Origin of the sequence: Streptosporangium sp. NPDC048047 (genome assembly GCF_040653115.1) — a bacterium.
Classification (GTDB): Bacteria; Actinomycetota; Actinomycetes; order Streptosporangiales; family Streptosporangiaceae; genus Streptosporangium.
The window spans coordinates 12538-32791 of sequence record NZ_JBEZNH010000034.1; the positions used below are offsets into that span (position 1 = coordinate 12538).

15 protein-coding genes are annotated in these 20254 nt (G+C 71.8%); 12 read left to right on the forward strand and 3 right to left on the reverse strand.

Annotated elements, in window-relative coordinates; all coding sequences use genetic code 11:
• Positions 1-153 precede the first annotated feature (153 nt).
• The 12 genes from AB0D67_RS25555 (at position 154) to AB0D67_RS25610 (ending at position 16481) form a co-directional block, all read left to right on the forward strand.
• Positions 154-510, forward strand: a complete 357-nt coding sequence (locus AB0D67_RS25555) for a BlaI/MecI/CopY family transcriptional regulator (protein WP_179819823.1) — start codon at positions 154-156, stop codon at positions 508-510.
• Complete coding sequence (locus AB0D67_RS25560; protein ID WP_362940704.1) at positions 507-1433, forward strand: M56 family metallopeptidase; 927 nt, start codon at positions 507-509, stop codon at positions 1431-1433. The genes AB0D67_RS25555 and AB0D67_RS25560 overlap by 4 nt, the downstream gene beginning before the upstream one ends.
• 73 nt (positions 1434-1506) lie before the next feature.
• Complete coding sequence (locus AB0D67_RS25565; RefSeq protein WP_362940707.1) at positions 1507-2100, forward strand: helix-turn-helix domain-containing protein; 594 nt, start codon at positions 1507-1509, stop codon at positions 2098-2100.
• Positions 2097-2543: a hypothetical protein gene (locus AB0D67_RS25570; protein ID WP_362940710.1), complete on the forward strand. Its 447-nt coding sequence runs from the start codon at positions 2097-2099 to the stop codon at positions 2541-2543. Before AB0D67_RS25565 ends, AB0D67_RS25570 begins: the two co-directional genes overlap by 4 nt.
• Before the next feature lie 156 nt (positions 2544-2699).
• The gene (locus tag AB0D67_RS25575) at positions 2700-3038 is read left to right on the forward strand and encodes a DUF2516 family protein (RefSeq protein WP_362940713.1); all 339 of its coding nucleotides are present in this window, start codon (positions 2700-2702) and stop codon (positions 3036-3038) included.
• Between the two features lie 191 nt (positions 3039-3229).
• The gene (locus AB0D67_RS25580) at positions 3230-3787 is read left to right on the forward strand and encodes a GNAT family protein (RefSeq protein WP_362940716.1); all 558 of its coding nucleotides are present in this window, start codon (positions 3230-3232) and stop codon (positions 3785-3787) included.
• Between the two features lie 105 nt (positions 3788-3892).
• On the forward strand, positions 3893-4906 hold the full coding sequence (locus AB0D67_RS25585; RefSeq protein WP_362940719.1) for a LacI family DNA-binding transcriptional regulator: 1014 nt from the start codon (positions 3893-3895) through the stop codon (positions 4904-4906).
• Entirely contained in the window at positions 4893-6434 is a 1542-nt protein-coding gene (locus AB0D67_RS25590) for a protein kinase (protein ID WP_362940722.1), read from the forward strand. Before AB0D67_RS25585 ends, AB0D67_RS25590 begins: the two co-directional genes overlap by 14 nt.
• Before the next feature lie 377 nt (positions 6435-6811).
• The gene (locus AB0D67_RS25595; protein ID WP_362940725.1) at positions 6812-8410 is read left to right on the forward strand and encodes a cellulase family glycosylhydrolase; all 1599 of its coding nucleotides are present in this window, start codon (positions 6812-6814) and stop codon (positions 8408-8410) included.
• Between the two features lie 527 nt (positions 8411-8937).
• Entirely contained in the window at positions 8938-11877 is a 2940-nt protein-coding gene (locus AB0D67_RS25600; RefSeq protein ID WP_362940728.1) for a glycoside hydrolase family 48 protein, read from the forward strand.
• A 289-nt stretch (positions 11878-12166) separates the two neighbouring features.
• A complete protein-coding gene (locus AB0D67_RS25605; RefSeq protein ID WP_362940731.1) occupies positions 12167-14698 on the forward strand; it encodes a glycoside hydrolase family 9 protein in 2532 nt (843 codons plus the stop codon).
• A 217-nt stretch (positions 14699-14915) separates the two neighbouring features.
• Positions 14916-16481 carry a cellulase family glycosylhydrolase gene (locus AB0D67_RS25610; protein ID WP_362940734.1) on the forward strand — a complete coding sequence of 522 codons (1566 nt, stop codon included), beginning with the start codon at positions 14916-14918 and terminating at the stop codon, positions 16479-16481.
• Positions 16482-16557: 76 nt separating this feature from the next.
• Here AB0D67_RS25610 and AB0D67_RS25615 read toward each other — a convergent pair whose 3' ends face one another.
• The 3 genes from AB0D67_RS25615 to AB0D67_RS25625 form a co-directional block, all read right to left on the reverse strand.
• Positions 16558-17901 carry an FAD-binding protein gene (locus tag AB0D67_RS25615; protein WP_362940737.1) on the reverse strand — a complete coding sequence of 448 codons (1344 nt, stop codon included), beginning with the start codon at positions 17899-17901 and terminating at the stop codon, positions 16558-16560.
• 234 nt (positions 17902-18135) lie between these two features.
• Positions 18136-18708 (reverse strand): SGNH/GDSL hydrolase family protein, encoded by a 573-nt coding sequence (locus AB0D67_RS25620; protein WP_362940740.1) that lies wholly within the window; start codon positions 18706-18708, stop codon positions 18136-18138.
• A 706-nt stretch (positions 18709-19414) separates the two neighbouring features.
• The gene (locus AB0D67_RS25625) at positions 19415-20128 is read right to left on the reverse strand and encodes a sulfotransferase family protein (RefSeq protein WP_362940743.1); all 714 of its coding nucleotides are present in this window, start codon (positions 20126-20128) and stop codon (positions 19415-19417) included.
• Positions 20129-20254 lie beyond the last annotated feature (126 nt).

Sequence of the window (20254 nt, forward strand, 5' to 3'; positions counted from 1 at the left end):
GACCGGGACCGGGACCGGGACCGGGACCGGGACCGGGACCGGGACCGGGACCGGGACCGGGAACCCTGACGGGAAGGCCATTTCCGCGTGACCCGAGGTGACTCGACAACCCGTAGTACTACCCCTCGTGGTGCGGGAGCTAGGCTTGTTCCCGTGAAGGGTCTGGGCGAGCTGGAACGCAGCATCATGGACATCATCTGGGCGCAGTCATCTCCGGTGACGGCGCGCGAGGTCGGGCGTCTCATCGCCGACCGCGACCTCGCGCCCACCACCGTGATGACCGTCCTCGACCGACTGACCCGCAAGGGCTTCCTCGTGCGCACCCGTTCCGGGCGCGCCTGGCGCTACGAACCGGCGGAGAGCCGCGACGCGTACGTCGCGGAGCTTATGCTTGAGGCGTTGGACATGACCGGAGACCGGTCCGCCGCGCTCACCAGGTTCGCCCAGGCCGTTTCCGGCAGCGAGGCGGAGATCCTGCTCAGAGCCCTTTCGGAGCTGGAGGACGAGTGATAACCGCTGCAGCCCTGGCGATACTCGCCGTGGTCTGCGCGGTCGGAGCCTGGCGGTTCACCCACGCGCGGTGGACCTACCGCGCCCCCCATGTGGCCATCGTCCTGTGGCAGGCGCTCGGGGTGACCTGGGGCCTGGCGGGGACGGGCGCCCTGCTGGCCTACGCCCTGGAGCCCTACCGGCAGGGAGTGCTGCACGGCCTCCTCTCCTTCGTCCGCTCGGCCTTCGACGGCGGCTACGACGCCCCCGGCCCCTACGACGTGCCGAGGATCCTCGCCCTCATCACGGGGCTGACCGCGCTGGCCGTGCTGGTCGTCGTGCTGCTCACCGCGGCCTCCCAGACGCTCCGCGCCCGGCGCCGCCACCGCGTCCTGCTGGCGCTCGTCTCCCATGACGATCCCGGCGTCCCAGGGGTGCGGGTCCTCGACCACCCCGGCGCCACCGCCTACTGCGTGCCCGGCCTGCGTTCCCAGGTCGTCGTCAGCGCCGGCACCCTGAAGCTGCTGTCCCCCGACGAGCTGACCGCGGTGCTCGCCCACGAGAGCGCGCACGTCCGCGAGCGCCACGACCTGGTGCTGCTGCCGTTCGCCGCCCTGCACCGGGCGCTTCCCTGGTCCCGGCTGGTCAGGCGGATACAGAGCGAGGTCGGGCTGCTGGTGGAGATGGCCGCCGACGACGCCGCCCGCCGCTACTGCTCTCCCCGCCGCCTGGCCACGGCCCTGCTGCGCTTCGGCACGGCCGGCAGCGTCCCGGCCCCGCAGGGCACGCTCGGCGCGGCGGGCACCTGCGACGCGGTGATGGCCCGGGTGCAGCGCCTGGTCACCCCGGCTCCGGACCTGCCCCGGCGGATCCGCTACGCCATCGTCGCCTTCTCGGTCACGCTGACCTCCTCGGCCCCGCTGCTCTGGCTCCTCCCGCACTGACCGCGCCGGGCCCCGTTTGCTGGTGTTAGCCACTGTGTTTGCATTTGCAAGCAGTGTGATGCACACTGGAGGCATGGCATTACCGAAGGTCGGTTCGATCGGCGAGTACATCCGGGAGCAGCGCACGCAGGCGAAGATCTCTCTGCGCCAGCTGGCCGCCTCGGCTGGGGTCTCCAACCCCTACCTCAGCCAGATCGAGCGGGGCCTGCGCAAGCCCAGCGCGGAGATCCTCAACCAGATCGCCAAGGGCCTGCAGATCTCCTCCCAGGCACTTTACGTTCAGGCCGGCCTCATCGAGGACCGCGTGCCCGACAGTGACGTGCTGACCGCCATAAGAGCCGATCACAGCATCACCGAGCGGCAACGCCAGGTGCTGATCGACATCTATGAGTCGTTTCGCAAGGAGAACCGGGCGGAGGCGCCGGCCGAGGGAGCGCGTGCCGAGCGGGACGCGCACCCGGCGGCGGAGCCTCCGGGGGGCGCCGCGGACTCCTCGCCCGACGGCACGCCCTCGCCGGAGGACCGCGTGACCACTCCCTCTCCGGGAGGTCCCGCGACCGCCCCCTCGCCGGGGGAGCGCCCGGCCACGCCGGAGAACGGCGGGTCTCCGAAGGCGGCGGCGAAACCCAGGACATCGAACCGGAAAACCAGGAGGACCGATCAATGACGTTCACCACCGAGGTCAAGAAGCTGGCCGACTCCAAGCCGTTCTACGCCGTGGCGGGCGCGGGCGACTTCGCGGTCGAGAAGCTCCGCGAGCTCCCCGACCAGTTGCAGCGGCTCCAGGGTCGCCGCGAGGAGATCCGCGAGGCCGCCAAGGACCTGCCCGACCGGGCCAAGACGTTCGCCGGCAAGGCCGAGGTCTACGCCAAGGACTTCCCGGAGAAGGCCCGCGTCTACGCCGACCAGTTCACCAGCATGGCGACCGGCCTCTACGAGGAGTTCGCCACCCGGGGCCGCAAGGTCGTCTCCCGGACGACCGGCGAGGCCGCGCTGGAGCTGGAGGAGGTCTCCGAGGCCGCCGAGCCGGCGATCGCCGCGTCGGCCACCAACGCCTCGCCCAGGAAGACCACCCGCACCACCAAGCCGAACAACGCCGCGCGCTCCTGACGCCGGCACCGCGCCCGCCCCGCGTCCCCGCCCGCTCCTCGCGGCGGGGACGCGGGGCGGGCGCCTCTGTCCATGCGCCTCTGTTCGCGTGCCGCACGCGCGTTCCGGCGGCACTAGTCTGAGAGACACCAGCGAGGCGAGCGTTTAGGAGAGGCGATGTTTCAGATCCACGGCGTGCTGGACCTGATCTTCTGGGTGCTTTCCATCGCCGCGTTCGCCATGTCGGCCTGGGCCCTCTTCCACGCCGTACGGACGTCGGCGCAGGCGTTCGCGGTCGCCGGCAAGAAGAGCAAGAAGTTCTGGCTGATCGTGCTGGGCCTGGCCGCCCTCTTCTCGTTCGCCTCGGCGGTGGGCTACTTCGGGATCGGCCTCGGCCAGCTCAACATCTTCGCCATCGCCGCGGTGATCGCGGCCGGCATCTACCTCGCCGACGTGAAGCCCGCCGTCGGCGAGGTCGGCCGGGGCGGCAACTCGGGCCCCTACGGCCCCTGGTGACCCGGGTGCGCGTCGCCGGGCTCGCCGGCGACGCGACCGGGGCCCCGCGGCCCCCGGCCGTGCGCCCGCGTCGCCGGCCCCGCCGGCGCGACCCGGGCCCGCGGCCCCTGGTGATCCCTGTCCCCAACCCCTGACCGCTCTTGGCCGTAACCCCCTTGTCCGGCGGGCGGCGTGCCCGGTAGACATTCCGGATGATGTTCGCCGACAAACCCACCCTGCCCGGGGACCGCGTGACGCTCCGCCCCGTCGGGCCCGAGCACGTCGAAGGGCTGTGGGAGCTGGTCAACGATCCGGAGACCCGCCGGCTGACCGGCTCGCACGCGACGCCCAACCACGAGGCGACGAAGCGCTGGTACGCCACCCGCGGTGAGCACGACGACCGGCTGGACCTGGCGATCTGCGCCAACGACCAGGACGGCGCCTACGTCGGGGAGGTCGTCCTCAACGACCTCGACACCGACAACCTCTCCTGCAACCTGCGCATCGCCCTGATCGGGCCCAAGGTGTTCGGCAGGGGATACGGCGGCGAGGCGATCCGGCTGGTGCTCGGCCACGCCTTCACCACCACGCCGCTCCACAGGATCCATCTGGAGGTCTTCGCCTTCAACGAGCGGGCCCTGCACGTGTACGAGAAGGCCGGGTTCGTCCAGGAGGGCGTGCACCGCGACGCCCTGCGCTGGGACGGGGGGTGGCATGACTCGATCGCCATGGCGGCACTCGCCCCTGACTGGCGAGTCAGGGAAGATTGACATACATGTAGTGATTTTTTGGAAACATCTTTTGACACTTCCGAAACAATGCTACGTTCACTGGGAGCGCTCCCACCTGTGCGGAACCTTGGTGTGGAGGAAGTTATGTCGGATCTACCCACACTTGCCCAGGTCGCGGCTGAAGCGGGGGTCTCCCCCGCCACGGCGTCCCGGGTACTCACCGGATCGGTGCGGGTCAGCACGTCGACCCGCAGGCAGGTGCACGACGCGATCTCACGTCTCGGTTACGTACGGCACCGCGCCCCCCGGGGCGGAGCCGGACGCCGGTGCGACCACATGGTGGCCGTGGTGCTCTGCGAACCGGTGCATCGTCTGTTCACCGAGCCGTTCTACGCCAGACTGATCACCGCGGCGGAGGAGGTGCTCACCCGCCACGGCGTCCCCCTCGCGATGATGACGGCCACCGCCGCCACCTCGACCATCGCCACCCCGCCGCTGGTCTCGGGCGGCGTCGACGGCGTCCTCCTCATCGGCGCGAGGGAACGGCACCCGCTCGCGGTCACCCTGGCGGCCTCCGGAGTACCGGTGCGGTGCCTGGGCAAGCCGCCGGAGGGCATCGAACTCCCGCACGTCGACATGGACAACCGCGACGGCGGACGGCAGGCCGCCGAGCACCTGCTGCTCGGCGGGCGCAAGTCCATCGCCGTCATCGCGGGCCCGCCCGGCCTTCCGGCGGCACGGGACCGGCTCGACGGCTTCCTGCAGACACTCGCCCTCGCCGGGATGACCGGGGTGCCGGTGGCCTACGGCGACTTCAGCCACAACTCGGGCGTGCACGGCACACAGTGGCTGCTGCGCCGGATGCCGAATGTGGACGCGGTGTTCGCGGCCTCCGACGTGATGGCCGCCGCGGCCGTCCAGACGCTCCGGCGGGCCGGACGAAGGGTGCCCGACGACGTGGCCGTGATCGGCTTCGACGACGCCCCCATCGCCCGGCGGACCTCTCCCCCGCTGACCACCGTGCGCCAGCCCGTGGAGGAGTTCGCCGCCCTGGCCGCCCGCCTGCTGCTGCTGGCCATGTCGTCGCCGGCCACGGCCGGCGGTGCGGGCAACAACCCGGTCCTGCCCACCGAGCTGGTGGTCCGTGAGTCCGCCTGAGCCCGTCGGACTCCGGGCGGGAGACGTCCTCGCCCGTCGCTACGACCTGGTGGAGCCGATCGCGGCCGGTGGCATGAGCGTCATCTGGCGCGCCTTCGACCGGTCCCTGCAGCGGCAGGTGGCGGTCAAGGTGCTGGACGGCGAGATCGGCTCCGACCGGGGAGACCGGGAGCTGATCCGCCGGGAGGCCCGCGCCACCGCGCGTCTCATCCACCCGGACGCGATCGAGGTGTACGACTACGGCGAGACGGTCACCACCCGGGGCCGTCTCGCCGCCTACGTGGTCATGCGCCTGCTGGAGGGCCGGCCGCTGGCCGACCGGATCGCCGAGGGGCCGCTGCCGTGGCGGGAGGCGGCGGCCATCGCCGCCCGGCTGGCCGCCGTGCTGGCCACCGCCCATGCCCGCGGCATCGTCCACCGCGACGTGACCGCCGAGAACGTGCTGCTGACCGCGGACGGCGCGAAGCTGCTCGACTTCGGCATCGCCGCGTTCATCGGCGAGGACGACGACGACCACACCTCCGACTACGGCACCCCTCCCTACGTCGCGCCGGAACGGCTGACCGGCACGACGGCCGACCCGGCCGGCGACGTGTACGCGCTCGGCGTGCTGCTGTTCGAGATGCTCACCGGCGGCCCGCCGTACCCGGAGCGGACCTGGGAGGAGATCGAGAACGCGAGACGGGAGGGACCCCCGCCGGAGGTCCGGGCGCCGGGCCTGCCGCCCGAGGTCGCCGCGCTCTGCCGGAGCTGCCTGTCGGCCGATCCGGCGAAGCGGCCGAAGGCGCGCGAGGTGGCCGACCGGCTCGCCAGGCTGCCGTCCACGATCCGCACGACGGCGCGGACCGTGATCGTGCGATGGACGCTGGTGGCGGCCGCGGTGCTGCTGGCGGCGGGCGCGCTGACGTGGCACCAGATGTTCGGCCCGGGAAGCCAGCGGCACGGACCGGGCACGGCGCTCGGACCCGCCACCCGGCCCGCCCCGTCCGCGACCCCGCGTCTCGGCGCCTCTCCCACCCCGGGCCGGGCCCGTTCCCCCGACCCCTCCTCCCCTGTCTCTCCAGACCGGTCCGCGGGCTCCCCTGACCAGCCCGCGGACCTTTCCACGCCGTCCGCGGACCCCCCTGACCGGTCCGCGGACGGCGGGGACGGACCCGTCGGCTCCCCCGAGCGATCCTCGGGGGAGCCGCAGCATGCGGACCGGAAGGCCCACGCGCGGCGGTCGCCGCCGGACCGCGGGTCGCTGGAGACCGCCCCCGTGGCGGAGGTGTCGCGACTGCCGGACCTGGAAGGGAGCGTGCGCGGCTTCAACGCGCTGCTCGCCGAGGGGGAGAGCAGGGGCGGCATACGTCCGGACGTGGCGCTGGACCTGCGCCAGGTGCTGGACAACGTCGTCTGCTGCTCCGGTGAGCTCACCGCGGTCCGGGAGAAGATCGACACCCGGTACCGGGAGGGCGCCCTGTCGGACGAGTTCCGCGACGCGCTGAAGGCCCAGCTCCGGTACGTGGCACTGGCGCTGGTCGGCTGACCGGCCGATCGCGCCCCGCCGGTGACCGCCCGGGGCGCGGCTCCGGCCCGTGACGTCCGGCACGGGCGCCGCCACCGGCCGCGCCCCGCCGTACCGGGGGCGCGGACCGGCGCCGCGGGCATCGGGACCGGCCCGCACCGCGTCCCGCGGGGCGCCGCCGGTGAAACTTTCACGGAACCGGAGGGAAGGCGGGAGGCGTACGGGGCCGGGACGGCGCAGGTCACACGGTCCGCGGGGGAGACGGAGCCGGTGGCGGGCGGTTGACGCGCGTCCGCCGGGCGTCCAAGCATGACGACGCGACCGGCCGCACCCTCCACCCTCCCTCGCGGGGATCCCCCCGCGAGCAGATCCGTCCTCGACTCCTCGAAGGGCACCCGATGAGAGTCCTGCGTGTTCGCAGGTGGATGGCGGCGCTGGCGGCGCTCGTCGTCACCTCGGCGCTGGCGGTCGCGTTCGTCTCCTCCCCCGCAGGCGCGGCGGGCGGCACCGGCACCGGCTACCTGCACACCTCCGGCAACAAGATCGTCGACAGTACGGGGGCGACCGTCCGGCTGACCGGCATCAACTGGTTCGGCATGGAGACCGACAACAGGACCTTCCACGGCCTGTGGTCGAGCAACCCGTGGCGGAGCCAGATCGACAAGATGGCCTCGCTCGGCTACAACACCCTGCGTGTGCCGTTCTCCAACGACGCGCTCAAGGCCGGTGCGACGGCCACCGGCATCAACGACTTCGTCAACCCCGACCTGGTCGGGAACAGCCCGCTGCAGATCCTCGACAAGGTCATCGCCTACGCGGGCGGCAAGGGCATGCGGGTCATCCTCGACCGGCACCGCCCGACCTCCGCCGGGCAGTCGGCCCTGTGGTACGTCTCCGCGACGCCGGAGAGCACGTGGATCGACGACTGGAAGACGCTCGCCCGGCGCTACGCGGGCAACACCACGGTGATCGGCGCCGACCTGCACAACGAGCCCCACGCCGAGGGCACCAACCCGGCGGCCACCGGGTCCTGCTGGGGCTGCGGCGACCCCGCGCGCGACTGGCGGCTGGCCGCCGAGCGGGCGGGCAACGCGGTCCTGTCGGTCAACCCCGACTGGCTGATCTTCGTCGAGGGCGTGAGCTGTCCGAGCGGCGGCATGTCCAACATCTGGGACAACGACCCGAGCAACGACGAGGACTGCGGCTGGTGGGGCGGCAACCTGTCCAAGGCCGGGCAGTTCCCGGTACGGCTCAGCGTGCCGAACCGGCTGGTCTACTCGCCGCACGAGTACGCCACGTCCGTCTACCACCAGGCGTGGTTCGACGACCCGTCCTACCCGGCGAACATGCCCGCGATCTGGGACAGGTACTGGGGCTACCTCTACAGGCAGAACATCGCGCCGATCATGATGGGCGAGTTCGGCACCACCCTGCAGTCCCCGATCGACAAGGTCTGGCTCCAGGAGCTGATGAAGTACACCGGGACCGGGGTGAACGGCATGTCGTTCACCTACTGGTCGTGGAACCCCAACTCCGGTGACACCGGGGGCATCCTCAAGGACGACTGGACCACGGTCGACCAGGCCAAGCAGTCCATCCTCCAGCCGTACCTGATCCCGCCGTCGGGCGGGACCCCGGGGCCCTCCCCGTCCGGCGACCCCACCGCCACCCCGACGGCCACCCCCACGGGGAACCCGTCCTCGTGCACCTCGTCGTACAAGCTCGTCAACTCCTGGCAGGGCGGCTTCCAGGGCGAGCTGACCATCAAGAACTCCGGCGGTTCGGCGCTGAACGGCTGGAAGGCCACCTGGACGATGCCCTCGGGCGTGACGCTCGCCAGCGCGTGGAACGCCGTCGTCACGGCCTCCGGCACGACCTGGACGGCGCAGGGCCCCGACTGGGCGCGGAACCTGGGCGCCGGGCAGTCGGTCACCGTCGGCTTCACCGCCAACGGCACGGCGGGCCAGCCGTCCGGCGTCACCTGCTCCGGTTCCTGATCCCTTTCCGGAGACACCGGGCCCCGGGGGCGGCTTCCCGGGGCCCGGTGTCCCGTCCTTCCCCCGGCGACCGGGCCTCCGCGGGCCGGCCGTGTCCCGGGGGGCCGGACGCCCGGCCTTCCGGCTTCCCCGCCTCTCCGGCTCCCGGGCCCCGGTTTCCCCGGCCCTCCGGCTCCCGGCTCTCCGCCCCCTGGTTTCCCCGGCCTCTCCGGCTTTCTCGGCCCCCGGCCCGCGTGCTCCCTCCGAGCCCGCGGGCCGGCTCCGTCCCGGAGGAACGAACCCCGTCGGCCGCCTCGGGCGCATGAAAGTTTCACCCGGCGGGAAATTCCCCGCAGGGATCTCAGCAGCCTGACGGCCCGCGGCGTGAAACACGGGTGTAACCCGGAATCCATCCCATTGACATCCGGACACCCAGCCTCAAAAAATCCCTTTTGGGAGCGCTCCCACCCCCCTTTCCCCCGGCTCCAACCGGTGCGTGACCGCAACCAGCGGTTTTGCGCCGACCCACCCCCTGGAGGACCTTCCCGATGCCTCAATCCCCGCATAGAACGGGAGCGCTCCCACGCTTCCGGAGACGGATCGCCGGGCTGGCGCTGCTCAGCGTGGCGGCCGGGATGACCACCGCGCTGGCCGCCGCGCCCGCGCAGGCGGCCGTCGCCTGTGAGGTCACCTACACCACCAACGACTGGCAGGGCGGCTTCACCGCCAGTATAACGATCAAGAACCTCGGTGACGCGCTGAACGGCTGGACTCTCGGGTTCGCCTTCCCGAACGCCGCGCAGAAGATCCAGCAGGGCTGGAGCGCCACCTGGTCGCAGAGCGGCCAGAACGTCACCGCGAAGAACCTCGACTGGAACGGCGGCCTCGCCACCGGAGCCTCGACCAACATCGGCTTCAACGGCACCTGGTCCGGGTCCAACCCCAAGCCGACCAGCTTCTCGATCAACGGCGCCACCTGCGGCGGTTCCGGCCCCGTCAACCAGGCGCCCACCGCGAAGGTCACCAAGCCGGTCGCGGGCGCCAGCTTCACCGCGCCCGCCACGGTGGACATCACCGCCGACGCGGCCGACTCCGACGGCACGGTCTCCAAGGTCGAGTTCTACAACGGCAACACCCTGCTGGGCACCGACACGACCGCGCCGTACGCCTACAGCTGGACCGGCGTGGCGGCGGGCGACTACTCGATCACCGCGAAGGCGACCGACGACAAGGGCGCCTCCGGCACCTCCGATCCCGTAGGGATCAGCGTGCGGGCCGACAGCGCCCCCGCGGTCGTCCTGAGCCCGGCGACCCTCGCCGTCCCCGAGGGCGGCAGCGCGAACCTGTCGGTCAAGCTCTCCAAGGCCCCGGCCTCGAACGTCACCGTGACGACCACCAGGACCAGCGGCGACACCGACCTGACGGTCGCCTCCGGCGGGACGCTCACCTTCACCCCGGCCAACTGGAACACCGCCCAGACGGTGAAGATCGCCGCAGCCGAGGACGCCGACAAGACCTCCGGCACCGCCGAGTTCACCTCGACCGCCGCCGGCCACACCTCGGCCAAGGCGACCGTCACCGAGGTGGACAACGACACCGCCGGCGGCGACAACGAGTACATCCAGCGCTTCACCACGATGTACAACAAGCTCAAGGACCCGGCCAACGGCTACTTCTCGCCGGAGGGCGTGCCATACCACTCGGTGGAGACCTTCATGGTCGAGGCGCCCGACCACGGGCACGAGACCACCTCCGAGGCCTACAGCTACTACCTGTGGCTGGAGGCCGCCTACGGCAGGGTGACCGGCGACTGGACCAAGTTCAACGCCGCCTGGGCCTCGATGGAGAAGTACATCATCCCCGCCACCGCGGACCAGCCGACCAACTCCTTCTACAACCCGTCCAAGCCCGCCACCTACGCCGGCGAGTGGGACGACATCAAGCAGTACCCGTCCAAGCTGGACAACGGTGTGAGCGTCGGCGTCGACCCGCTCGCGAACGAGCTGAAGAGCGCCTACGGCACCAGCGACATCTACGGCATGCACTGGCTGCTGGACGTCGACAACACCTACGGCTTCGGCCGCTGCGGTGACGGCACCACCAAGCCCGCCTACATCAACACCTACCAGCGCGGCCCGGAGGAGTCGGTCTTCGAGACCATCCCGCAGCCGTCCTGCGACACCTTCAAGCACGGCGGCAAGAACGGCTTCCTCGACCTGTTCACCGGGGACAGCAGCTACGCCAAGCAGTGGAAGTACACCAACGCCCCCGACGCCGACGCCCGCGCCGTCCAGGTCGCCTACTGGGCGCACACCTGGGCCAAGGAGCAGGGCAAGGAGTCGCAGGTCGCCGGCTCGGTCACCAAGGCCGCGAAGATGGGTGACTACCTGCGCTACGCGATGTACGACAAGTACTTCAAGAAGCAGGGCTGCACCAGCACCTCCTGCGCGGCCGGCACCGGCAAGGACAGCTCCGCGTACCTGCTGAGCTGGTACTACGCCTGGGGCGGCGCGCTCGACACCTCCGCCGGCTGGGCCTGGCGGATCGGCTCCAGCCACAACCACTCCGGCTACCAGAACCCGATGGCCGCCTGGGCCCTGTCCAGCGTGGACGCCCTCAAGCCCAAGGGTGCGACCGCCGTACAGGACTGGACCACCAGCACCAAGCGGCAGATGGAGTTCTACCGCTGGCTGCAGTCGACCGAGGGCGCGATCGCCGGTGGCGCCACCAACAGCTGGCAGGGCCACTACGCCGCCCCGCCGTCGACCCTGCCGACCTTCTACGGCATGGCCTACGACTGGCAGCCGGTCTACCACGACCCGCCGTCCAACCAGTGGTTCGGCTTCCAGGCCTGGTCCATGGAGCGCGTCGCGGAGCTGTACTACGCGACCGGCAACGCCGACGCCAAGCTCGTCCTGGACAAGTGGGTCAAGTGGGCGACCGACAACACCACGATCAACGCCGACGGGACCTACCAGATCCCCTCGACCCTGGTGTGGACCGGCCAGCCGGAGACCTGGGACCCGAACAACCCGCGTGACAACACCAAGCTGCACGTCAGCATCCGCGACTACACCTCGGACGTCGGCGTGGCCGGCTCCTACGCCAAGGTGCTGATGTACTACGCGGCCAAGGCGGGCGACACCAAGGCCCAGGGCGTCGCCAAGGCGCTGCTCGACGGCATGTGGAAGAACGACCAGGACGCCAAGGGCGTCTCCACCCCGGAGACCAAGGCCGACTACAGCCGCCTCAACGACCCGGTCTACGTCCCGGCCGGCTGGACCGGCAAGATGCCGAACGGCGACGTGATCGACTCCAACTCCACCTTCATGTCGATCCGGTCCTTCTACAAGAACGACCCGAGCTGGCCGAAGGTGGACGCCTTCCTGAAGGGCACCGGCCCCGCGCCGACCTTCAACTACCACCGGTTCTGGGCCCAGGTCGACGTGGCCGTCGCCCTGGCGGAGTACGGCCGGCTCTTCGGCTGACCTCCCTGAGGGAGCGGGCCGGCGCCCCGGCCGGTCCGCTCCCCGCCCCGACGGAGTACGGCCGGCTCCCGGCCGGCCGTACTCCCCATAGACCTCGGGGCGTGACGGCACCCCTGACCTGCTGTCACGCCCCGAGCACCATCCATCGGCGGACGCGCCGCACCCCTCCCCCGCTCCCCCGCCCGGCCGCGTCCCACCCGACACCGGCCCGCCGTACCCCCGGCGCCGGCCGGCCCGCGGCCCCGTCTCATCCGCAAGCACCGTCTCGTCTCCCGAGAGGCACCCCCCGATGAGGAAACATCTGGCGGCACTCGGCCTGGCGGCCGTGGTCGCCGTCCCGCTGCCCGCCGTGGTCCAGGCGGCGCCGGCGAGCGCCGCCCCGGCGTTCGCCTACGGCGACGCCCTGCAGAAGTCCATCTGGTTCTACGAGGCCCAGCAATCCGGCAAGCTGCCGAGCTGGAACCGCGTCGGCTGGCGCGGCGACTCGGCCCTCAACGACGGCAAGGACGCCGGGCTCGACCTGACCGGCGGCTGGTACGACGCCGGCGACCACGTCAAGTTCGGCCTGCCCATGGCGGCCAGCACGACGATGCTGGCCTGGGGGGCGGTGGAGTACCGCGACGCCTACGACTCCTCCGGGCAGCTCACCCACCTGCTGAACAACCTGAAGTTCGTCAACGACTACTTCATCAAGGCCCACCCGTCGCCGAACGTGCTCTACGGGCAGGTCGGCAACGGCGGCAAGGACCACGCCTGGTGGGGTCCGGCCGAGGCGATGCAGATGGAGCGGCCCGCCTACAAGATCGACGCCTCCTGCGGCGGATCCGACCTCGCCGGGGAGACCGCGGCCGCGATGGCCGCCTCCTCGATGGTCTTCCGCCCGACGAACCCGTCCTACGCCGACACGCTGCTGACGCACGCCAAGCAGCTGTACACCTTCGCCGACACCGTGCGGAAGAAGTACAGCGACTGCATCTCCGACGCCCAGGGCTACTACAACTCCTGGAGCGGCTACAACGACGAGCTGGTCTGGGGCGCCATCTGGCTGTACCGGGCCACCAAGGACGCCTCCTACCTCGCCAAGGCCGAGTCCTACTACGACAACCTCGGTACCGAGCCGCAGTCCACCACCAGGTCGTACAAGTGGACGATCGCCTGGGACGACAAGTCGTACGGCGCCTACGTGCTGCTGAACAAGCTGACCGGCAAGCAGCGCTACCTCGACGACGCCAACCGCTGGCTCGACTACTGGACGGTCGGCGTCAACGGCCAGCGGGTGAAGTACTCGCCGGGCGGCCAGGCCGTACTCGACCGGTGGGGATCGCTGCGCTACGCCGCCAACACCTCGTTCGCGGCGCTGGTCCACGCCGACACGATCACCGACCCGACCCGCAAGGCGCGCTACCACGACTTCGCCAAGCGCCAGATCGACTACGCGCTCGGCGACAACCCGCGCAACTCCTCCTACGTGATCGGTTTCGGCAACAACCCGCCGAAGAACCCGCACCACCGCACCGCGCACGGCTCGTGGACCGACCAGATGACCAACCCGGTCGAGACCCGCCACACCCTGTACGGCGCGCTCGTCGGCGGCCCGCCCGACCCCGACGACGCCTACAGCGACAAGCGCGACGACTACGTGATGAACGAGGTCGCCACCGACTACAACGCCGGCTTCACCAGCGCGCTCGCCCGCCTGTACTCCGAGTACGGCGGAGCCCCGTCGGCCGGCTTCCCCAAGGCCGAGACGCCCGACGGCCCGGAGATGTTCGTGGAGGCCGGGGTGAACGCCTCCGGCACGACGTTCACCGAGATCAAGGCCATCGTCAGGAACCAGTCCGCCTGGCCGGCCCGCGTCCTGGACAACGGCTCGTTCCGCTACTACTTCACCCTCGACGGCGACACCACCGCGAGCCAGGTCACGGTCACCTCGGCCTACAACCAGTGCAAGGCGCCCACCGGGCCGACCCTGCTGTCGGGGAAGACCTACTACGTCACCGTGGACTGCTCGGGCACCTCGATCGCCCCGGCGGGCCAGTCGCAGCACCGGCGCGAGGTGCAGTTCCGCATCGCCAGTACCGGCACGTGGGACCCGTCCAACGACTGGTCGTACAAGAACATCCCGACCACCCCGGGCGCCACCCCGGTCCGCACGTCGAACATCACCCTGTACGCGGGGACGGCCAAGGTGTGGGGCGACCCGCCCGGTGACGAGCCGCCGCCGGTGCCGGACACGACCGCGCCGACCGCGCCGGGCAAGCCCGCCGTCTCCGCCGTCACCTCCTCCGGGGCGGCGCTGACCTGGACCGCCGCGACCGACAACGTCGGCGTCACCGGCTACGACGTCTACTCCGGCACCACCAAACTCGGCTCGGCCACCGGAACCACCCTCACCCTCACCCTCACCGGCCTGACCCCGAACACCGCCTACACCGTCCACGTCGTCGCCCGCGACGCCGCCGGAAACGTCTCCCCGGCGTCCGCCACCACGTCGTTCACCACGACGGCGCCCCCGGCCGGCGGCTGCACCGCCGCCTACAAGGTCACCAGTTCCTGGGGCGGCGGCTTCCAGGCCGACGTGACGGTCAAGAACGAGGGCGCCTCGGCCATCAGCGGCTGGACCCTGAACTGGAAGTTCGCGAACGGCCAGACGATCACCCAGCTCTGGAACGGCTCCCACACCCAGAGCGGGGCGGACGTGACCGTCAGGAACATCTCCTGGAACGGCAACCTGGCGCCCGGCGCCACGGCCGCCTTCGGGTTCACCGGAACCCAGAACGGCACCAACGCGGTCCCCGCGGTCACCTGCACCGCGAACTGACCCCGTGAGCCCGCCGCGCGGTGAGCCCTTCCCGCACCGCGCGGCGGATACGCCCCTGACCGCCGTGCCCCGGTTCTCCCACTCTCGCCGCGGGCGCGGCCCCCGGGCCCCCGGCCGGACGTGACGGACCCCTCCGTCCGGCCGGGCCCCTCTCCCCCGGCCCCTACGACACCCCCCACCCTCGCACGACCTCCGGGTCATCCCGGAAGAGGCAGGTATGAGAACACGACTCGCATTCCTCGTCGCGCTCCTGGCATCGTTCTTCGTCTGGGCGCCCCCCGCCGCCCACGCCGCCACCGGGCTCCACGTGAGCGGCACCAAGATCCTTGAGGGGAACGGCACCCCGTTCGTCATGCGCGGCACCAGCCACGCGCACACCTGGTATCCGGCCCAGACCGGCTCCTTCGCCGGCATCAAGTCCCACGGCGCAAACACCGTCCGCGTGGTGCTGAGCGGCGGGCGCTGGACCCCCAACGCCGCCTCCGACGTGGCCAATGTCGTCTCGCTGTGCAAGCAGAACAAGCTGATCTGCGTGCTGGAGAACCACGACACCACCGGGTACGGCGAGCAGAGCGGCGCCTACACCCTCGACCAGGCCGTCGACTACTGGGTCAGCGTGAAGAGCGCGGTCGCCGGCCAGGAGGACTACGTCGTCATCAACATCGGCAACGAGCCGTTCGGCAACACCGCCACCACCCCCGGCTGGACCCAGGCGACCTCCGCCGCGGTCAAGCGGATGCGGGACGCCGGGTTCCAGCACCTGCTCATGGTCGACGCCCCCAACTGGGGCCAGGACTGGAGCTTCACCATGCGCGACAACGCGGCGACCGTGTTCGCCGCCGACCCGCAGCGCAACACCGTCTTCTCCGTCCACATGTACGGCGTGTTCGACACCGCCTCCGAGGTCACCGACTACATGCAGCGCTTCCAGACGGCGAACCTGCCGTTGGTGATCGGTGAGTTCGGGTTCAACCACTCCGACGGCAACCCCGACGAGGACACGATCATGGCCCAGGCGCAGTCCCGGGGCATGGGCTACCTCGGCTGGTCCTGGAGCGGCAACGGCGGCGGCGTCGAGTATCTCGACCAGGTGAACAACTTCAACTCCGCCAGCCTGACGAGCTGGGGCCAGCGCCTCTTCAACGGGGCCGACGGCATCGCGTCGACCTCCCGCGAGGCCACGATCTACGGCGGCCCCAGCCCCGACCCCGACACCCAGAAGCCCGGCAGGCCCGGCAAGCCCGCGGTCTCCGGGATCACCTCCTCCGGTGCCACGCTGACCTGGACCGCCGCGACCGACAACGTCGGCGTCACCGGCTACGACGTCTACTCCGGCACCACCAAACTCGGCTCGGCCACCGGCACCACCCTCGCCCTGACCGGCCTGACCCCGAGCACCGCCTACACCGTCCACGTCGTCGCCCGCGACGCCGCGGGCAACACCTCCCCGGCGTCCGGAACGGTGGGCTTCACCACCCTGGCCGGCCAGGCGAGCGGCTGCACACCCTCCTACAAGCTGGTCAACTCCTGGCAGGGCGGCTTCCAGGGTGAGATCACGATCAGGTGCACGAGCGCCGTCACCTCCTGGAAGACCACGCTGACCTACCCCTCCGGGGTCGGCGTCACCCAGGTCTGGAGCGCCAGGATGACCGCCGCCGGGTCCGCCTACACCTTCGCCAACGCCGACTGGAACGGCACGATCCCCGCCGGAGGCTCCACGACCTTCGGCTACATCGGCTCCTGGAACGGCACCGGCACCCCGCCCGTGCCCACCTTCTCCTGATGTCCCCCCGCTGAGCCCCGGCGCGGCCGCCACCGCCTCCCGCGGAGACGACCGCGCCGGGCGCGTTCTTCCGGCCTCAGCCCAGGACCGGGTGGTTGCTCCGGAACACCCCGCGCGGGTCACGGGCCCGCTTGACGTCGCGGAGCCGGGCCAGGACGTCGTCCGGGAAGGCCGCCGCCGCCCGCTCCCCGCTCCCGAGATAGGTGAACGGCTTGCGCCCGCTGACGTACCGCCCGAGACGGGCCACGATGGCCTCCCGCCGGTCCGCCACCGCGGGCGCCAGCCCGGGATCCGGCACGACACCGATCAGGCCGAGGATGTACGGCTCGGCGAGGTGGCCGCAGGCGCCGCCGCCCTCGGCCGGGCGGGCCAGCGCCCCGCCCAGGTGGCGGAGCTGCACGACGGACAGCGGGGCGGTGGGCTCGGCCAGCAGCGCCCCGGCCACCGTGTCGTCCAGGGCGGTCAGCAGCTCTCCCCGGGAGAGAGTGGGCGACGGGGCGGTGGGCTCGGCGCAGACGCCGCCCAGCTCGGCCACCGGGAGCGTCCCCCGGCTGTCCATGATCGAACCGTCGATCTTGTCGAGGCGGCGCAGCAGCGCCTGGGCCTCACCCGCCTCACCCAGGAACGTGGTGTCCACGGTCACCACGGACCGGCCCCGCAGGAACTCCGGGAGCTCCGGGAGCGGCGGGAGGTTCAGCAGCTGGAACCACACGGTCAGTTCCTCGGGGGCGTCCCCGGTGATCTCCCGGAAGGCGGCCAGCACCTCGGGGGCCCGCTCGGCCGGCCACATGACGCGCCCGCCGTACAGGGCGGGCGCCGGGTGCAGGTCGAACTCGATGGCGGTGACCAGCGCGAAGTCCCCGCCGCCGCCGCGCAGCGCCCAGAACAGCTCGGCGTCGGAGTCGGCGGTCACCGTGCCCCGGCGGCCCTCGGCGTCGACGACCTCGAAGGCGCGGACGCCGTCGGCGGCGAAGCCGTACCTGCGGCTGAACCAGCTCAGGCCGCCGCCGAGGGTGTAGGCCACCACGTTGGGCGCGGGCGAGCTGCCCGCCAGACCGGTCAGGCCGTACGGGCTCGTCGCCGCCAGCACCTCGCCCCACGCCACGCCCGCCCCGACCCGGGCGGTGCGCCGCTCCGGCCGCACCTCCACGCCGCCGAGCCGCCGGGTACGCAGCAGGATCACCCCGTCCGTGTCACCGGACGCGCCGTGACCGCTCGGCTGGGCGGCCACCGACAGTCCCGCCCGGTGGGCGTGGGCGGCCAGCGCGGCCACATCGTCGGCGTCCTCCGCCTCCACCACGGCCCTGACCCGCTGGTCCACCGAGAGGTTCCACGCCTTCCCGGCCTGTTCGAACCCCTCGTCCCCGGCGACCAGCACCCGTCCTCTGATCGTGCGTCGCAGGTCGTCCCCGAATGTCATGATCTCTCCTCTTCTTTCGCGCCGCCCATCCTCACGGCGGCGACTTGCGGAGGAGCTGGGATCGGTTTGCACGCGGCTTGCGTCCTGGCCCGGCGGACCGGCCGCCCCCGTCTTCCGGACCCGCGGGTCCAGAGGGCCAGGAGCCCAAGGGTCCGGGGGCCGGGTCCGGGGTCCGGGGTCCGGGGTCCGGGGCCGGAGGATGGGGAGCGCGGCGGTCCGGCGTGTGCGGGGACGTCAGTAGACGTCCCGGCCGATCCCGTGCTCGCGGAGCGCGGCGACGAGCCAGCGGGCGAGGCGGACGTGGCCCTCGCGGGTGGGGTGGACCCCGTCGGGCAGCAGCGCGTCATCGCCCCAGCGCCGGTCGATCGGGTCCAGGAAGGGCGCCCGCTCCCCCGCGGCGACGGCCGCGACGGCGTCGCGCACCCCGTAGGCCCACGGAGGCGCCGGGGTCATCCAGATGGGGCCGATCACGGCGATCCTGGTGCCCGGCCAGCGGGCCCGGACCGTCTCCAGCAGGGCCCTGGCCGCCTGACCGGCCTGGTCGCGGAAAACCCCTCGATCGTTGTGCCCGCCGGAGACGATCAGCAGGTCGGGGGCCGGCCGCCAGGAGAGCTCCAGGACGAAGGAGTCGAAGAACGTGCGCCCCACCCTGCCGGGGTTGACGTAGCCCGTCCCGGGCGCCCCGGCGGTGACGAGCTGCCAGCCCAGCTCGCGGGCCGTCTCGGCGGCGTAGGTCTGCCACGGCTTCACCGGTCCGGAGCCGGCGGTGAAGCTGTCGCCGAGGACCATGACCAGCGGGGCCGCCACCCGGCCGGGCCCGGGACCGTTCCCTGACGCCCTCTGTGCCCCCGGTGTCTCCGGCGGTCCGACAGCCTGGTTTTCCCCGAGCGCACATCCCGAAATAAGACAGTAAATCCCGACAAGTAGGGCGAGTATCCATGCTCGGGGTCGTCCAGGCACGGGCCCGCGCATGCCACCTCGGGGGTCTCAGGGCTGCCGACAGGGGCGCCGGCGCGGACGCCGGCGGGAGTGCCGGTCCCGCGGGCGCGGCGGCTCGCGCCGCCCGGCGGGACCGTCATGAGCAGACCGGAATCCTAACCGGGGCCGGGAGCGCCGGTCCGCGGATCGGGGAATTCCCCGGCGCGGGTCCGGCCGCCGGGGCACCGGGCCGCCGGGCTCCGACCGGCGGGTTCCGAGCCGCGGATGCCCGGAGGGACGATCTCCGGAGGGCGACCGCCTCCCGAGCCCCTTCCGTTCACCCACGCCCCACCTGATCTGCCGCTAGGGGTAGATTTTTGAAATATTGCAGGTTGGGCCTTGCCCAAGGGATCCTAAATAGGCAATATCTGGCATTACGGGCCCCCTACCCCAGCCTCGTGTCGTGGTCACCGCCACCCCGTAGTACCGGTAGGGCGGCCCGTCCAACTCCGCCCCGCCGGCGACGCGCCCGTCCGGTCCGCCCACGCCGCTCCCCGGCCCGGCCCGCCGTACGCCCCGCGTTCCGGAGGCCGGTTCAGCCGCGGCGGCCTCCCCCGAAGGGGCTCTCGACCCTTCCCTCGGTCACCAGGCGTTCCATCATCCGCCGCATGGTGTCGGAGTCGTTCAGGTGCGGGAACGGCTCCCCCTCGGGGACGTCGACCTCCAGGAACCGGCACAGCGGCTCCCAGCCCTCGCGGACGTCGAAGACCAGCAGCCGGTCGGCGGGCAGGCTCTCCCGCACCGCGTCCACGTGGCGGTGGAACGCCGCCACGGCGATCTCCTCGCTCGGCAGCCCCTCCCCGAAACCCCAGCGCTCGCCGAAGACGGATCCCCCGATCATGTCCAGGACCGGGCGGAGCCTGGCCATCCCCTCGAACACGGCGACGGCCCCCTCCGGCATGCCCGGCGGCAGCTCCCTGCCGGGTCCGTTGGCGAGCAGGTTGCCCATGCTGTCGTACCAGCGGTGGGGGTCGCGCACGGTCAGGACGACCTTGGCGTCCGGATACGCCTCCGCCTGCTCGCGCCAGAAGAAGCTGGCCGGCCAGTCCTGGGTCGACCGGTAGCCCTCGAACACCCGCTCCCAGTCCATCGGCTCGCCGGAGGCGGCGGGCAGCCACCGGTCGACGTGGTCCGGGTTCGAGAGGATCTCGAACATGTGGTAGCAGGGGCCGAACCCCAGCCGTTCCAGAGCGGCCTTCGTGGAACTGGTCCCGGTGCGCGGGAACCCCGCGCCGATCACCTTCAGCATGCCGTCCCTCGCATTCGACGATCTCCGTACTCGTCCTCCGGCGGCATGCCCGCCGCGTCGTCCGCCCACACCCGCCGGGTCCGCCCTGTCCCGGAACGGCCACCGCGCCGTACGGAGCCGCCGTCG

What these genes read in the sequence shown, in the direction of transcription:
- AB0D67_RS25625 (WP_362940743.1), bottom strand. Translation starts at nt 20,128, where the DNA reads ATGCTGAAGGTGATCGGCGCGGGGTTCCCGCGCACCGGGACCAGTTCC.
- AB0D67_RS25565 (WP_362940707.1), top strand. Translation starts at nt 1,507, where the DNA reads ATGGCATTACCGAAGGTCGGTTCGATCGGCGAGTACATCCGGGAGCAG.
- AB0D67_RS25585 (WP_362940719.1), top strand. Translation starts at nt 3,893, where the DNA reads ATGTCGGATCTACCCACACTTGCCCAGGTCGCGGCTGAAGCGGGGGTC.
- AB0D67_RS25575 (WP_362940713.1), top strand. Translation starts at nt 2,700, where the DNA reads ATGTTTCAGATCCACGGCGTGCTGGACCTGATCTTCTGGGTGCTTTCC.
- AB0D67_RS25570 (WP_362940710.1), top strand. Translation starts at nt 2,097, where the DNA reads ATGACGTTCACCACCGAGGTCAAGAAGCTGGCCGACTCCAAGCCGTTC.
- AB0D67_RS25605 (WP_362940731.1), top strand. Translation starts at nt 12,167, where the DNA reads ATGAGGAAACATCTGGCGGCACTCGGCCTGGCGGCCGTGGTCGCCGTC.
- AB0D67_RS25580 (WP_362940716.1), top strand. Translation starts at nt 3,230, where the DNA reads ATGATGTTCGCCGACAAACCCACCCTGCCCGGGGACCGCGTGACGCTC.
- AB0D67_RS25615 (WP_362940737.1), bottom strand. Translation starts at nt 17,901, where the DNA reads ATGACATTCGGGGACGACCTGCGACGCACGATCAGAGGACGGGTGCTG.
- AB0D67_RS25610 (WP_362940734.1), top strand. Translation starts at nt 14,916, where the DNA reads ATGAGAACACGACTCGCATTCCTCGTCGCGCTCCTGGCATCGTTCTTC.
- AB0D67_RS25595 (WP_362940725.1), top strand. Translation starts at nt 6,812, where the DNA reads ATGAGAGTCCTGCGTGTTCGCAGGTGGATGGCGGCGCTGGCGGCGCTC.
- AB0D67_RS25600 (WP_362940728.1), top strand. Translation starts at nt 8,938, where the DNA reads ATGCCTCAATCCCCGCATAGAACGGGAGCGCTCCCACGCTTCCGGAGA.